The organism is Mesorhizobium sp. W067, from assembly GCF_054719525.1.
Window position 1 is genome coordinate 3,947,427 of record NZ_JBTTII010000001.1, and the last position, 13,887, is coordinate 3,961,313.

Here is a 13,887-nt window from a genome sequence, read left to right on the forward strand (position 1 = left end):
CCGGCCGCAGCCTTCAATGCTTGATGCGGTCGCGCATCGCGTACCACAACATCCCCAGCACATAGAGCGGACCGCGTAGCGCGGTTCCACCCGGGAACGGCATCGGCGTCAGCGTCGAGAACAGATCGAGCCGTGAGGCATCACCGGTGATCGCTTCGGCGAGCAGTTTGCCCGACAGCGTCGACAGGATGACGCCCTTGCCGGAATAGCCATGCGCGAAATAGACCTCGCCATAGTGCCCGACATGCGGCAGCCGCGATGTCGTCACCGACACCAGCCCGCCCCAGGCATGGTCGATACGGCAGCCCTTCAATTGCGGGAAAGTGGCTTCCATATGCGGCCGCACGAAGCCGGCGATGTCGGCCGGCGGCGACGGCGTGTAACGCTCGCCGCCACCGAACAGCAGGCGTCCGTCCGCCGACATGCGGTAGTAGTTGACGACGAAGCGTGTGTCGGACACCGCCACATTGGCCGGGATGACATTGCGTTTACCCTCCAACGGCTCGGTGGCGACGATGTAGTTGCCGACCGGCATGATACGGCTGTTGACGCGTGGCTCCAGCCCATTGAGCAGCGCATCGCCCGCCAATACGACATGCTTGGCCCGTACCGAACCCTTCGATGTCGAGACCCGGATCGATGGTTCCAGCTCCAACTTCACCGCCACCGAATTCTCATGAATGGTGACGCCGGCGGCCACGGCTGCTCGGGCAAGCCCGAGCGTGTAGTTCAGCGGATGCATGTGGCCGCCAAGCGGCTCATACATCGCCCCACGATAGGGCGTGTCCACCTTGCCGCGCGCCTGCGCTGCCGACAGGATCTCGACGTCGCGGAACTTCATCACGCTTTCGAGGCATTTCGCCTCTTCTTCGAGGTCTCTGAGATCAGAGCCGTTGACCGCGCCGACGAGATGGCCGGTCAGCCGCAGATCGCAATCGATGGCGTGGCGCTCGATGATGTCGAGCACCAGGCCGCGCGCTTCGAAGGCAAGGTCGAACAGCACCTTCGCCCGCTCGGGACCATAGAGCTTGACCAGCCCCTTGGCGCCCTTGCGCAAGCCGGGGATCATCTGGCCGCCATTGCGGCCCGATGCCCCCCAGCCGATCTTGCCGCCTTCGAGCAGCACCACCTTCAGGCCGCGCACGGCGGCGTGTAGGGCGGCCGACAGGCCGGTGCAGCCGCCGCCCACCACCACCAAATCGGCGTCGACATCTCCCGCCAGCGCCGGATGGTCCGGCGCCGGATTGGCGGTGGCGACATAATAGGATTTGCCGATATCGAGGCCCGAATTGAAACCCGTCGAGCTGGAGGCCATGATCACACCTTCAGCAGCAAATGGTCGCGTTCCCAGCTCGTGACCACGCTCTGGAACAGGTCGAGTTCGACGCTCTTGACGCGCAGATAGGTCTGGAAGAAATCCTCGCCCAGCAGTGCCCGCACCGGCTCGCAAGCGGTGAAACGATCAAGCGCCTCCTCCATGGTTTTCGGCAGCGTGCTTTTGATCTTGTAGGCATTGCCAGATGCCTCGGCCGAGCGCGCCAGCTTCTGCTCGACGCCGAGATAGCCGGCAAGCAGCGAACCGGCGATCGCCAGATAGGGATTGCAATCCGCTCCCGGCAAGCGGTTCTCTACCCGCCGGGCGGCGCGGCCACCTGCCGGCACGCGCAGGCCGCAAGAGCGGTTGTCATGCGACCATTCGATGTTGGCCGGTGCGCTGTGGTTCGGCCGGATGCGGCGGAACGAGTTCACGTTGGGTGCGAACAGCGGCATGATCTCGGGCACATATCTCTGCAGGCCGCCGATGAAATGGCCGAACATTTCGGTGTCTGCATCATCTCTGTCGGCAAACAGCGCGGCGCCTGTCGTTTCATCGACGACAGACATGTGCAGATGCATCGAGCTGCCGGCCTGCGCCGCGATCGGCTTGGCCATGAAGGTGGCGTGCATGCCGCTCTGCTGCGCCGCTTGGCGGGTCAGCCGCTTGAACAGCAGCACCTGGTCGGCGAGTGGCACCGCGTCGCCGTGCAGCAGATTGATCTCCAGCTGCGCGGTGCCCGATTCATGGATCAGCGTGTCGAGCGGCAGGCCGGCGGCTGAGGCATAATCATAGACGCGCCTTATCACCGGCTCGAATTCTTCCAGCGCCACCATGTCATAGGGATGCTGCGAGCCCTCGGCGCGGCCATTGGCGCCAACCGGTGCCGTCAGCGGCTGGTCGGGATTCGTATTGGGCGCGGTCAGATAGAATTCGACTTCCGGCGCCACCACCGCGCGCCAACCGCGCTTCCGGTAGAGATCGAGCACGGCGCGCAGCACATGTCGTGGCGAGGCCATCCAGGGCTTGCCTTCCATGTGGAAGGCGTCGGCGAAGACATAGGCTTTGCCAGGGCCACCGCCCGGCGCCAGGCACAGCGTCGACATATCAGGCACCATGCGCATATCCGGGTCTTGATAGGCAAAGCCTTCGTCGATCGAACCGGAGTAGCGGCCATCGATGCTGACCAGGAAAGCGCTGCTCGGCAGGTAGAGTGCGCGGTCTTCCAGCGCCTTGAGGAATTTTGCTGTCGGCAGCGCCTTGCCGCGCAGCACGCCATTCATGTCGGGCACCAGGCACTCGACCTCCGTGATGCCGTGCTGGGCGAGCCAGGCCTTGGGATCGTTGCCGGTGAAGAGAGCGGTGTTGGTATTTTTGTCCTGCATTTTGGTTCACGTACCTATGAGAGAGAGAGTATGGCTTGCGCGGCCACATCCGTTCCAGGGGTCAGCGCCATCTTGGCAGCATTGTCCCTGAGGCGGGCGCGCATCGCATCGTCGGCCAGCAGGCCGAGAATGGCTCTCTCCAATCCCCCTTCGGTCCAGGCGTCGCGGCCGATATGGTCGCCCACGCCCGTCTCTCCCGCGCGTTGCGCATTGTCATGTCCGTCCCAGCAATAGGGCATGATCAGCGACGGCACGCCGAAGCGCAGCGCCTCGCAAAAACTGTTGTTTCCTCCGTGATGAATAAACAGGTCCGACTTCGCCACCACCGAAGGCTGCGGAAACCAGGCGTCGAGATAGACATTGTCCGGCACCGCGCGGTAGGCGTCGCGCAGGCCGCCGGCATTGACGATGAAGCGCGCCGGCAGCCGGTCGAAGACGGCGAGCATGCGTTCGATCAGCCCGACATCCATCGCGCCGAGACTGCCGAAGCTGACATAGACCAGCGGCCCGCCATTGCGCGGAAACACCGGCACCTCGAACGGCCCTTCCGAGCGCACGCAGCCTTCGAGATAAACGAAGCGTTTGGGGTCGAGCGGCTCGGCCCGCTCACGCCGTACGATCGCTGGCGTCAGCAGCAGATTGAGGTCGGGTGATGTCTCGAGGAACAGGCCCTTGGGCAACGGCGCCAGGCCGGCATCCGCGCGAAAACGGTTGAAGCACTCATGCGCGGGTGCGGAGGCCGCGAGATAGCGCGCTTCGAACGCCGCACGTTGCGGGTCGTCGGCACCCATCCCCGAGAGATAGGGCGGCACCTCGGCATCCGGCAGTTCCGTCTCGGCACAGGAGACGACGCGCACCCACGGGCAGCCGGCGGCGGCGATCGCCGGGAACATGATGACGTTGTCGAGCACCACCGCGTCCGGCTTCAGCCGCGCCAGCAATTGGCGCAGCGGCGACTCGGCGTTGACGGCGGTGTCGACGATCGCTTGCCAGGTCGGCGCGACATAGGTCTCGAGCTGGTCGATCGGGCTCAGCCGGAAATGCGGCAGGTGCCGGCGCACGAAGGCCTGCCAATAGCTCTGGCGGTCGCTGTCGCTCAGCGGCTCATCCGTCGGCAGATGGTATTCCTGGAAGCCATAGTCGGTAAAGACGCCGGAGAAGCCGGCATGGCAGATGAAGACGGGGCGAGCGCCCCGTGCGCGCAATGCCTGTGCGATACCGACGCAATTCAACGCGGCGCCGAAACTGGCTTCGGGAAACAGCGCGATGGTCGGGCTGGCTTTACGCGTCAATTATTCCTCTTCAATCCGGCCGGCTGATCATGCCGAACAGTGCGGGAGCTCCGCGGCTGGCTGCTTGCGGTCGCTGGCTGCGGGAGAGCCGCAGGTGGATGCGAAGCAGATCGGCAGCCACCTCATACTGCCGGCTTTCAAGATAGTCGAGTATGCCCGAGTGTTCGCGCAACGATTGCCGCAGCCGAAACACGTTGACGCCGGAATAGATGCCCGGCAGCCGGCGCAGGCGGAGATGATCGGCCAATGCATCCGACACAAAACGGTTGGCGCAGCCCTCGGCGATCATGCCATGAAAATCCATGTCCAGCCGCTGGAACTCGCGCGTGTCGAATGTCTCGTCCGGCAGCGCTGCAAGCGCTTCCATGCCTTGCCGCAACATTGCTGCCCGCGCCCCGTCCAGCCGAAAGCCTGGCGTCAGGATGGCCGCCGGCTCCAGCACCAGGCGGAACTCGTAGCTTTCGCCTTGCGCCTCCGGATCGTCCGGCGCGCGGCGAAACAACCAGGATTGCCCAGGCGCACGATCCAGAAGATTCTCGTCGGTCAGTTTGTTAAGTGCTTTTAGTACCGTCTTGCGATCAGCGTCGTAGCGTCGCATCAGCCCAGCGATGGTCACCGTCTGGTCCAACCGTCGCGCCGAGCGGTCGCGCAGGATGGCTTCGGCGAGCTCGTCTTCCTCCGCACTGGGTAGTTCGGCGGCAATGGCGGGCTGGGCGGCGAGGTCGACCGTCAGATGATAACCGCTGTCGGCCTCCCAGCGCACCACGCCCCGTTCCGCGAGCAGGCCGAGTGCGGCGCGTACGGGCGTGCGCGAGACATTGCACAGCGAGGCGATCTGCTGTTCGGGCAGGCGGGCGCCAGGCTCGAAGCCACGCTGCCGCGCCACATCCAGGATGCGCTGCGCCAGATCGAGATGGTTGGTGCGAGGTCGCCTAGCTACGGCTTGCATGACTTTTCTCGAATGCGAATGTGGCGCATTGGTCTGGCTGATCGCCGGAACAGGGACAATCGGCCAAATTCCTCCGTCGGTTGACAGATTATGGATTGACGTACTTTTTTCTGCAATAGTACTGTCGGCACAATCGGCGAGAAAAGACCGAGGGAACAGGATCGAGGCAGGCGCGCGCGTCGCCGGCCTTGGTCCGCCAAATGATTTCGACGATCAAACCGAATGGGAGACTGCCATGACCGCTACCAGCCTGCGGCGCCGTGCGCTCAATACATCCTCAATCGCTCTCGGTCTCGCCCTGACGCTCTCGGTGCCGGCCGCCGCAGCCGACCTCGTTATTTCGAACTGGGATGGGTACATGGCACCCGACGCCATGGCCGCTTTCAAGACCGCCACCGGCGTTGCCGGCGAAGTGGTGGTGCACGCCACCAATGAAGAGATCATGGGCAAGCTGATTGCCGCCGGCGGCAAGGGCTATGACGTGGTCTTCGTCTCCTCGCCCTTCGCCGAAGTATTAAACAAGCTTGGCCTGACCGAGCCGATCGACCATGCCAAGATCCCCAACCTCGCCAACCTCTATCCCGAAGCGACCAAGCTGCCGCACGATGTCGGCAACGCTTTCTCCGTGCCTTACACCTGGGGCACGACGGGCCTCTGCTACCGCTCTGACCTTGTCAAGACGGCGCCCACGAGCTGGAGCGACCTGCTCGCCCCTTCCGACGAGATGAAGGGCAAGACCACCATGCTGGCGACCGATCGCTGGCTGCTGGCCGCCGGGCAGCTCGACAAGGGCTATTCGGTCAACGAGACCGACCCGGCCAAGATGGCCGAGGTCAAGGACCTCTTGATCTCCGCCAAGAAGACCCTGCTCGCCTATGACGACACCACCTTCTATTCCAAGCTGGTTTCCGGCGAGGCGCTGATGGTGCAGGCCTGGGACGGCTGGTGCAATTACGGCATCGCCGACAAGCCGGAGATCAAATACGTCATCCCTAAAGAAGGTTCGGACCTGTGGGTCGACACGATGGTGGTGATGAAGGCGTCCGAGCACAAGGACGACGCCTTCAAGTTCATCAACTTCATGCTCGACGCCAAGAACCACGCCTGGGCGGCGCAGAACATCGACTACAAGGTGCCGAACAAGCCGGCGATGGAAAGCCTGCCGGCCGACTTCCTGGCCAAATTCCCCAACATGGCGATGCCGGTGGCCGATCTCGTCAAGTTCGAGCAGTTGCGTGACGTCGGCGAAGCCCAGCGCGACTATTCCAAGATCGTCAGCGAGATCAAGGCCGCGCAGTAAGCGGCGCAGACTTCACGGCCGGCAGCACTTCTGCCGCCGGCCCTGAGCGGTACCCGAGAAATTGTCCCAGACCCGACTTCGTTCCTCTCTGCTGATGGCCCCGGCGCTGGTCTGGCTGACCGCGCTGATGGTGGTGCCATGCGCCCTGGTGCTGGCGCTCGCCTTCTTCCGGCGCGGCGTCTATGGCGGCATCGACTACACTTTGACGCTGGAAAATTTCGGGTTGGTCTTCGACCCGCTCTATGCCGGCATCTTCCTCAACTCAGCACGTATCGCCGGCACCGCGACCTTGATTGCGGTGGTGATTGGCTATGCCGCAGCCTATGCGATCGCGGCCGCACCGCGCCGGTGGCAGCCAATTTTCCTGTTCTTCGCCGTGCTGCCGTTCTGGTCCAACTATCTGATCCGCACCTATGCCTGGATCGTGCTGCTGAACCGCGAAGGGCTGATCACCCAGTTGCTGCGCTGGTTCGGCTACACCGGCGAACCGCCCTCGATGCTCTATACCGAAGGCTCGGTCATCGCGGGCCTCGTCTACAACTATCTGCCCTTCGTCATCCTCGCCTGCTACGCGCCGCTGTCGCGCCTCAACCCGGAACTGGCCGAGGCATCGCGCGATCTCGGCGCCTCCGCTGCCACCACTTTCCGACGTGTCATCCTGCCGCTGACCGTGCCCGGCATCGCTGCGGGTGCTGTCTTCGTCTTCGTGCTGTCGATCGGCAATTTCGTCACCCCGGCGCTGCTCGGTGGCGGCCGCTTCCAGATGATCGGCAACCTCGTTTACGACCAGTTCCTGACTGCCAATGACTGGCCGTTCGGCGCAGCGCTCGCCATGGCGCTGATCGCCATCATGCTTCTGGTGCTGATGGCGCAGGCGCTCGCCGCCGACCGCGCCGCGGGGCGTGCGGCTGAGGCAAAGGGTGACGCCGATGGCTGAGCGCTGCGCAATTATTGCCTTCTCCCCGTTCACCGGGAGAAGGTGCCCCGAAGGGGCGGATGAGGGGCGGCGTCAACCTTTGCGACGCTCAGCGCTGCCCCTCATCTGCCTGCCGGTATCTTCTACCCGTGAACAGGGAGAAGGACTCTGGTCGTTCGCTTGCCTTCCAATTGTCGGAGGCCGGCGATGACCCATTCCTTCACCCGTACGCTCGGCATGCGGACGATCCTCACCCTCGTCTTCGCCTTCCTCTACATCCCCATCGCCGTGCTGGTGGCGCTGTCCTTCAACGAAGGCGGATTGCCGACGGCATGGTCGGGCTTTTCGCTGAAATGGTATGCCTCGCTGGCCGGCAATTCCGCCATCCTTTCCGCTGCGCTCAACACGCTGATCGTGGCGTTGGTCTCCACGGCCATCGCCACGCTGCTCGGCACGCTGCTGGCCATCGGCATCGAGATGCGCCGGCAATACGGCAGGGGTCTCGAGGCGCTGATCTTCGCACCGATGATCATCCCCGACATCGTCCTGGCGATCGCTCTGCTGTCGTTCTTCTCCATGCTAAACCTGACCATGGGCCTGCACACCATCATCCTCGCCCATGTCGTCTTCAACCTCGCCTTCGTCTGCTCGGTGGTGCGCGCAAGGCTAAAGAGTTTCGACTGGTCGATCGTCGAGGCCTCCGCCGACCTCGGCGCCTCGGCTCTGACCACCTTCCGGCGTGTGACATTGCCGGTCATCGCGCCGGCAGTGATTGCCGGCGCTCTGCTTGCCTTCACGCTCTCGGTCGACGAGTTCATCATCGCCTTCTTCACCGCCGGTGCCGGCCGCGCCTCGACGACGCTGCCTATGCAGATCTACGCCATGATCCGCTTCGGCATCACGCCGGAGATCAACGCGCTGGCGACCATCGTCATGGCGGTATCCATCACCGCGCTGACCCTGTCGCAGCGGCTCAACCGTGGGATCATCGGCCAATGAGCGAACCGCGCACGCTGCTGGCCATTGATAACGTTTCGAAGAAGTTCGGCCGGGTCACCGCCGTCGACGGCATCTCGCTCGACATCCGCGAAAACGAGTTCTTCGCGCTGCTTGGACCCTCCGGCTGCGGCAAGACCACGCTGCTGCGCATGCTGGCCGGCTTCGAGACGCCAACCGACGGCCGCATACTGCTCGATGGCAAAGACATCGCCCGGACCCCGCCCAACAAGCGGCCGGTCAATCTGATGTTCCAGTCCTACGCGCTGTTCCCGCATATGAGCGTGCGCGCCAATGTCTCCTACGGGCTGGAGATGGAGCGCTTGCCGAAAGCTGAAATCCGTTCCCGCGTCGAGGCCATTCTGGCCACCACCGAGCTTGTCCCCTTCGCCGACCGTAAGCCTGAGCAATTGTCGGGTGGCCAGAAGCAGCGCGTCGCGCTCGCCCGCGCGCTGGTCAAACGGCCTCGGTTGCTGCTGCTCGACGAACCGCTGGGCGCGCTGGACAAGAAACTGCGCGGCGCCATGCAGATGGAGCTGAAGCGCCTGCAGCACGAAGTCGGCATCACCTTCGTCATCGTCACCCACGACCAGGAAGAGTCACTCGTCATGGCCGACCGCATGGCGGTGCTCAAGGACGGCCAGCTGCTGCAATGCGACACGCCGCACGTGATCTACGAGCATCCCACCGACCGTTTCGTCGCCGACTTCATCGGCGTGATGAATTTCGTACCGGGCAAGATGTCTGCGGATGGCGTGATCGCCGCGAACGGCGCGCGCATCACCGGCAAGGTTCCCGCCAAGCTCACACCCGGCGCTTCCGCTGTCGCTTCGGTGCGACCCGAGCGCATCCGGCTGTTCCCGTCAGCCGAGACCGCCAACCGCATCGCCGGCACGGTTGAGGCGCTGGCCTATCACGGGCTCGACCTGCAGCTGCATGTCCGCACGCCTCTGTCGCCAAAACCATTTCTGGTGCGCGTCACCGCCGATGCCGCCGACCGCCGGCCGGTCTCGTCGGGCGATCAGGTCGAACTCGGCTGGGACGCCGCCGATGTCAGAATTTTTCAGGAATAGGAGAGCTTGATGGCGCAGAAGACGATCGCGTTTTTTCCCGAAGCGGCCTACGGCCCGGCGCTCAATTCGGTCGGCATCGCGCAAGCCGTCGAGGCGCGCGGCCATAAGGCAGTGTTCCTGTCCGACCCCGGCTTTGTCGATGTCTACAAGGGTTACGGCTTCGAAGCGCATCCGGTGAACCTGTCGGAGCCGATGCCGCCCGAGCAGATGGCGAAATTCTGGGAAGACTTCATCAACGGCCACATCCCGAACTTCCGCAAATCGCCCTACGATCAGGTCGACAATTACGTGAAGGATTGCTGGACCGCGATTGTCGACAGCGCCAAATGGGCGCAGAAGGATTTGCCGCGAGTCCTGGCCGCCATCAAGCCTGATGTCATTTGCGTCGACAATGTCATCCTGTTTCCGGCCATCAAACAGTTCGGCAAGCCTTGGGTGCGCGTCATCTCCTGCTCGGAAAACGAGATCGAGGATGAGGACATCCCGCCGCATCTCTCCGGTTGCGGCGAGAACGACCATGTCGGCCACCAGCGCTACCGCGATCATTTCAATGCGGTGATCAAGCCCATCCACGACGACTTCAACGCCTTCCTCACCGCAAACAATGAAGCGCCATACCCGGTCGGTCAGTTCTTCGAGGCCTCGCCCTATCTCAATCTGCTGCTCTATCCCGAAGCGGCAAAGTTCAAACGCCGCCATCCGCTTGATACGACGAAATTCCAGTATCTCGAAGGCTGCGTGCGGCAGGAAAAGCCATACGCCGTGCCGACCTTCGCCGAGAACAATGACGGGCCGCTGCTCTATGTCTCCTTCGGCAGCCTCGGCGCTGGCGATGTCGATTTGTTGAAGCGCATCATCACAACACTGGGCAAGACCCGTTACCGCGCGCTGGTCAATGTCGGCGGCTACAAGGACCTGTACACGGATGTGCCGGACAACGTCATCGTCGAGAGCTGGTTTCCGCAGCCTTCAGTCATCCCGCAGGTCGATGCCGTCATCCACCATGGCGGCAACAACTCGTTCACGGAGTGCCTCTATTTCGGCAAGCCGGCCATCATCATGCCCTATGTCTGGGACGGCCACGACAACGCCACCCGCGTCCAGGAAACCGGCCACGGCTTCGGCATGCCGCGCTACGACTGGAGCGACGCCCAGTTGGTCAGCAGGATCGAGGCTTGCCTGACCGACCCCAAGATGAAGGCCAAGCTGGCGAAGACCTCGTCGCAGATGCGGGCACAGAACGGACCGGAAAAGGCCGCAGGGTTGCTGGAGAAGTTGCTGTGACCTCCTCCGCCCCGCACCTTTACCAAGCCTCCACCCGCACCGACCTCGTCGACTGGGGCGCCCAGTCCGACGCGCTCGACGGCGCGTCGCACTCGACCGGCAGGCTTGTCCACAAAGGACCCAACAACCAGCCGGAATCCGGCATCTGGGTCTGCACGCCCGGCCGCTGGCGGCTCTCGATTCCGCGCGACGAATTGTGCCATTTCGTCGCCGGCCGCGCGACGTACCGGTCGGATGCCGGGGAGGTGGTAGAAGTCGCAGCCGGGACCGTGGTCATGTTCCCTGCCGGCTGGACAGGCGAATGCACCGTGCATGAGACCATGCGCAACGTCTACATGCTGGCTTGAACAGCAACGGAGCTTCCCAATATGCCGACACCGCACTGGCCAAAGGCCTCGACCGTGAAACTGGAGGACTGGGGCGGGGGCAGCAACACGCTTGCCGGCTCGCCGCGCGCCTCGGGCAGGATCCTCTCGCAGAACCCGGACGGCTCAAGCGAATGCGGCCTGTGGTCGTGCACGCCAGGCAGCCGCAAGGTTACCTTTGCCGCCGACGAGTTCTGCCATTTCCTGTCGGGCCGCGGGACCTATGTCCGCGAGAATGGCGAAGAGATCCCGGTCGAGGCCGGCATGCTGGTGTTCTTCCCCGCCGGCTGGGCCGGCACCTCCACCATCACGCAAACACTGACCAAGGCCTTCATGTGCCGCTGAGCACTTTTTTAAAGGAAATCGCCATGACCACGCCCATCATGCAATCCCCGCTTGCCATCACCGACCTCGTCGACTGGGGCGTCATCCCGACCATGATCGAGGGCGTGTCCCACACCTCGGGCAAGCTGCTCTACAAGGGGCCGGAGGGCCGTTCGGAATGCGGCCTGTGGGTCTGCACCCCCGGCAAATGGCACTGCCATGTCACCCGCGACGAGTTCTGCCACTTCCTCGAGGGCCGCTGCACCTATGTGCACGAATCGGGCGAGGTCATCCAGATCGAGCCGGACACGGCGGCGTTCTTTCCTCAGAATTGGAAAGGCGTCTGCACCGTCCATGAGACCATCAAGAAGGTCTACATGATCCGCTGAGCGGACCTGAAAGGACGACCATGCAATTCTCCGCTGAACGGCCGGCTTTCTTCGTCAATCCGGACTACCGGCCGATGACCGGCACGGCAAAACCGGTGATCGATCCGGCGACGCTGGAGACCGTCGGCTCGATCTCCGCCGCAACGGACGGTGAGGTCGATGCGGTGCTGTGTGCCGCAACCACGGCACAAGCCGCCTGGAAGAAGCTCGATGCCAAGAGCCGGGCAAAGCATCTGCATGCGGTCGCCAACGCCATCGAGGCGGCGGACTTCACCCGCTGCGCAGAGCTGATGGTGCGCGAGATGGGCAAGCCTTATCCCGAAGCAATCGGCGAGATCGCCAATTGCGCGCCGATCTTCCGCTACTATGCCGAGATGGCGCGCGACGACGCCGGCAAGATCGCCGGTACGACGCAGGCCGGGTCGTTCCAGTATGCGCGCTACGAGCCGTATGGCGTCTCCGTGCACATCATGCCTTACAACTTCCCGATCCTGCTGATGTGCTGGACCGTTGCGGCCTCGCTTGCCGCCGGCAATGGCTGCGTCATCAAGCCGGCCGAAGCAACGACGCTGTCGACGCTGGACTACATGACGGTGTTCCGTTCACTGCCGGAAGGGCTGGTCGCCTGCCTGCCTGGCACGGCCGCCACCGCGCAGGCGCTGATCGCCTCCGAGCGCACCCACGCTGTCGCCTTCACCGGCTCGGTCGCCGCCGGCAAAGCCGTGGCAGTCGCCTGCGCCGAGCGCATGAAGCCTTGCGTCATCGAAGCCGGCGGCAGCGATCCGCTGATCATCAGCGAGCACGCGCCGCTCGACGTGGCGGCAGCCGGCAGCGTCACCGCCGCCTTCCACCTGACCGGCCAGGTCTGCACCTCGGCCGAACGCTTCTTTGTCGTCGACTCGGTTCACGATCGCTTCGTCGAGCTGTTCGCCGAGAAGACGCGGGCGCTGCGCATCGGCAATGGCATGGACAAGACCGAGATCGGCCCGCTGGTCAGCGAAGCCGCCCGGGCGAAAGTGATGCGGCTGGTCGATGATGCTATCAGCAACGGCGCTATAGCCGTTGCCGGCGGGCGCATTCCGCCGGCGCACAACAATGGCTGGTTCTACGAGCCAACGATCCTGACCGGGGTTACACCCGATATGGCGATCGTGCGCGAAGAGTGTTTCGGGCCGGTCGCAGCGATCTGCCGCGTAAAGGATTTCGACGAAGCGATCCGGCTTGCCAATGACAGCCCGTTCGGGCTCGGCGCCTCGGTCTTCACCACCGACCTCGCCGAGGCGCATGAAGCGGCCGAGCGGCTCGAGGCCGGCATGGTCTGGGTCAACAACCCGCTGATCGACAATGACGCCCTGCCCTTCGGCGGCTGGAAGGCATCAGGCCTTGGCCGCGAGCTGGGACGCCAGGGACTCGACGCCTTCCGACGCTCCAAGATGGTCATCATCGACCACAGACCGGCGATCAAGGACTGGTGGTACCCCTACCCCGACAGCTGGTTCCGCGAGACAGGCGGCCGCAAGCACGTGTGAGCCCGGCTAGTCCATAACGTAAGCTGATGCTTACGCATCTGCCGAGATAGGCCGGCTATTTCAACGCTTGAAGCTTGTCGATCGCGGCAGTGAATCCGGCAAGCGAGACCGGAATGGTCACCGGCTTGCGCGTCACCGACTCGATGCCGATGTTCAGGTTGGTTCCCGATTTCATCGCCTTGAGGAGGTCCGCCGACAAAGGGGTCGCCGCATAGGCGCCGTTCTGGTCACTGGTCTGGATGGCGATGGTCGTCTTCTGCCCCTGGTCGATCTGGTACGAGGCGCCGGAAGGCAGGAACAGCCCGTGCGGCAAGGCCAGCAGCATCGCGAGGTTGCCATTGCCGTTGCCGCGGCGAACCGTAACGGTAAGAACGCGCTGCCCCGTCTTGGCCTCGGTAAGGTTTTGGGAGACCTGGCATTGAAGCTCGGTGCCGGCCGATCCGCTAGCGCAGTTTAGCGACCATGGATTGCCTTCTGCAGGCTTTGTCTCGGCAGATTTGGTTGACTTCGGCTCTTCGGCAAGCGCCGACCCTGCCGACACGACCAGCCATAGCGCGCCGACCCAGGCGGCCCGCCCACAAACGGTTCTCAGCAATGAAGCCACCCGATCCTCGTCGTGTCAGGGTTTCGCCCAGCGCGTTGATACAACAGCCGAGCCTGGCGGGGAAGCCAATACGCTACATGAGCGCCGGCTAAATTACTGTTGCTGGATTACCACAATAAACAACTTTGAAATCTTGTACGTGTAAAGCAAACAATCATGCTCGCTA

The 13,887-nt window shown here is 63.5% G+C and carries 14 protein-coding genes; 9 read left to right on the plus strand and 5 right to left on the minus strand.

Going from position 1 to position 13,887, the window contains the following annotated elements; genetic code table 11:
* Positions 1-13: 13 nt before the first annotated feature.
* From ACYG97_RS19220 to ACYG97_RS19235, 4 genes are read right to left on the minus strand one after another with little or no spacing between them, the layout of a single operon-like run.
* Positions 14-1,315 carry an NAD(P)/FAD-dependent oxidoreductase gene (locus tag ACYG97_RS19220; RefSeq protein WP_031199555.1) on the minus strand — a complete coding sequence of 434 codons (1,302 nt, stop codon included), beginning with the start codon at positions 1,313-1,315 and terminating at the stop codon, positions 14-16.
* 2 nt (positions 1,316-1,317) lie between these two features.
* Positions 1,318-2,700 carry a glutamine synthetase family protein gene (locus ACYG97_RS19225; RefSeq protein ID WP_023733645.1) on the minus strand — a complete coding sequence of 461 codons (1,383 nt, stop codon included), beginning with the start codon at positions 2,698-2,700 and terminating at the stop codon, positions 1,318-1,320.
* A gap of 14 nt (positions 2,701-2,714) precedes the next feature.
* Positions 2,715-3,992 (minus strand): glycosyltransferase, encoded by a 1,278-nt coding sequence (locus tag ACYG97_RS19230; RefSeq protein ID WP_023733646.1) that lies wholly within the window; start codon positions 3,990-3,992, stop codon positions 2,715-2,717.
* 10 nt (positions 3,993-4,002) lie between these two features.
* Positions 4,003-4,941 (minus strand): GntR family transcriptional regulator, encoded by a 939-nt coding sequence (locus ACYG97_RS19235; RefSeq protein WP_023685712.1) that lies wholly within the window; start codon positions 4,939-4,941, stop codon positions 4,003-4,005.
* A gap of 235 nt (positions 4,942-5,176) precedes the next feature.
* Between ACYG97_RS19235 and ACYG97_RS19240 the strand changes: the two genes are divergently transcribed.
* From ACYG97_RS19240 to ACYG97_RS19280, 9 genes are all read left to right on the plus strand, one after another.
* Positions 5,177-6,241, plus strand: coding sequence for a polyamine ABC transporter substrate-binding protein (locus tag ACYG97_RS19240; protein WP_023685711.1), 1,065 nt, complete (start codon positions 5,177-5,179; stop codon positions 6,239-6,241).
* A gap of 94 nt (positions 6,242-6,335) precedes the next feature.
* Positions 6,336-7,178, plus strand: a complete 843-nt coding sequence (locus ACYG97_RS19245; RefSeq protein WP_023672945.1) for an ABC transporter permease — start codon at positions 6,336-6,338, stop codon at positions 7,176-7,178.
* 186 nt (positions 7,179-7,364) lie between these two features.
* On the plus strand, positions 7,365-8,156 hold the full coding sequence (locus ACYG97_RS19250) for an ABC transporter permease (RefSeq protein WP_023672946.1): 792 nt from the start codon (positions 7,365-7,367) through the stop codon (positions 8,154-8,156).
* Positions 8,153-9,226 carry an ABC transporter ATP-binding protein gene (locus tag ACYG97_RS19255; RefSeq protein WP_023692047.1) on the plus strand — a complete coding sequence of 358 codons (1,074 nt, stop codon included), beginning with the start codon at positions 8,153-8,155 and terminating at the stop codon, positions 9,224-9,226. The genes ACYG97_RS19250 and ACYG97_RS19255 overlap by 4 nt, the downstream gene beginning before the upstream one ends.
* Before the next feature lie 9 nt (positions 9,227-9,235).
* The gene (locus ACYG97_RS19260) at positions 9,236-10,510 is read left to right on the plus strand and encodes a glycosyltransferase (protein WP_023672948.1); all 1,275 of its coding nucleotides are present in this window, start codon (positions 9,236-9,238) and stop codon (positions 10,508-10,510) included.
* The gene (locus ACYG97_RS19265; protein ID WP_023672949.1) at positions 10,507-10,857 is read left to right on the plus strand and encodes a cupin domain-containing protein; all 351 of its coding nucleotides are present in this window, start codon (positions 10,507-10,509) and stop codon (positions 10,855-10,857) included. The genes ACYG97_RS19260 and ACYG97_RS19265 overlap by 4 nt, the downstream gene beginning before the upstream one ends.
* Before the next feature lie 21 nt (positions 10,858-10,878).
* Positions 10,879-11,220 carry a cupin domain-containing protein gene (locus ACYG97_RS19270; RefSeq protein ID WP_023672950.1) on the plus strand — a complete coding sequence of 114 codons (342 nt, stop codon included), beginning with the start codon at positions 10,879-10,881 and terminating at the stop codon, positions 11,218-11,220.
* A gap of 23 nt (positions 11,221-11,243) precedes the next feature.
* Entirely contained in the window at positions 11,244-11,588 is a 345-nt protein-coding gene (locus tag ACYG97_RS19275; protein WP_023672951.1) for a cupin domain-containing protein, read from the plus strand.
* A gap of 20 nt (positions 11,589-11,608) precedes the next feature.
* Complete coding sequence (locus ACYG97_RS19280; RefSeq protein ID WP_023733647.1) at positions 11,609-13,117, plus strand: aldehyde dehydrogenase family protein; 1,509 nt, start codon at positions 11,609-11,611, stop codon at positions 13,115-13,117.
* Between the two features lie 55 nt (positions 13,118-13,172).
* On the opposite strand, the gene ACYG97_RS19285 is transcribed toward ACYG97_RS19280, so the two are convergent.
* On the minus strand, positions 13,173-13,721 hold the full coding sequence (locus ACYG97_RS19285) for an invasion associated locus B family protein (RefSeq protein ID WP_023733648.1): 549 nt from the start codon (positions 13,719-13,721) through the stop codon (positions 13,173-13,175).
* Between the last annotated feature and the right edge of the window lie 166 nt (positions 13,722-13,887).

What these genes read in the sequence shown, in the direction of transcription:
- ACYG97_RS19250 (WP_023672946.1), top strand. Translation starts at nt 7,365, where the DNA reads ATGACCCATTCCTTCACCCGTACGCTCGGCATGCGGACGATCCTCACC.
- ACYG97_RS19240 (WP_023685711.1), top strand. Translation starts at nt 5,177, where the DNA reads ATGACCGCTACCAGCCTGCGGCGCCGTGCGCTCAATACATCCTCAATC.
- ACYG97_RS19255 (WP_023692047.1), top strand. Translation starts at nt 8,153, where the DNA reads ATGAGCGAACCGCGCACGCTGCTGGCCATTGATAACGTTTCGAAGAAG.
- ACYG97_RS19270 (WP_023672950.1), top strand. Translation starts at nt 10,879, where the DNA reads ATGCCGACACCGCACTGGCCAAAGGCCTCGACCGTGAAACTGGAGGAC.
- ACYG97_RS19225 (WP_023733645.1), bottom strand. Translation starts at nt 2,700, where the DNA reads ATGCAGGACAAAAATACCAACACCGCTCTCTTCACCGGCAACGATCCC.
- ACYG97_RS19260 (WP_023672948.1), top strand. Translation starts at nt 9,236, where the DNA reads ATGGCGCAGAAGACGATCGCGTTTTTTCCCGAAGCGGCCTACGGCCCG.
- ACYG97_RS19245 (WP_023672945.1), top strand. Translation starts at nt 6,336, where the DNA reads ATGGCCCCGGCGCTGGTCTGGCTGACCGCGCTGATGGTGGTGCCATGC.
- ACYG97_RS19275 (WP_023672951.1), top strand. Translation starts at nt 11,244, where the DNA reads ATGACCACGCCCATCATGCAATCCCCGCTTGCCATCACCGACCTCGTC.
- ACYG97_RS19280 (WP_023733647.1), top strand. Translation starts at nt 11,609, where the DNA reads ATGCAATTCTCCGCTGAACGGCCGGCTTTCTTCGTCAATCCGGACTAC.
- ACYG97_RS19235 (WP_023685712.1), bottom strand. Translation starts at nt 4,941, where the DNA reads ATGCAAGCCGTAGCTAGGCGACCTCGCACCAACCATCTCGATCTGGCG.
- ACYG97_RS19220 (WP_031199555.1), bottom strand. Translation starts at nt 1,315, where the DNA reads ATGGCCTCCAGCTCGACGGGTTTCAATTCGGGCCTCGATATCGGCAAA.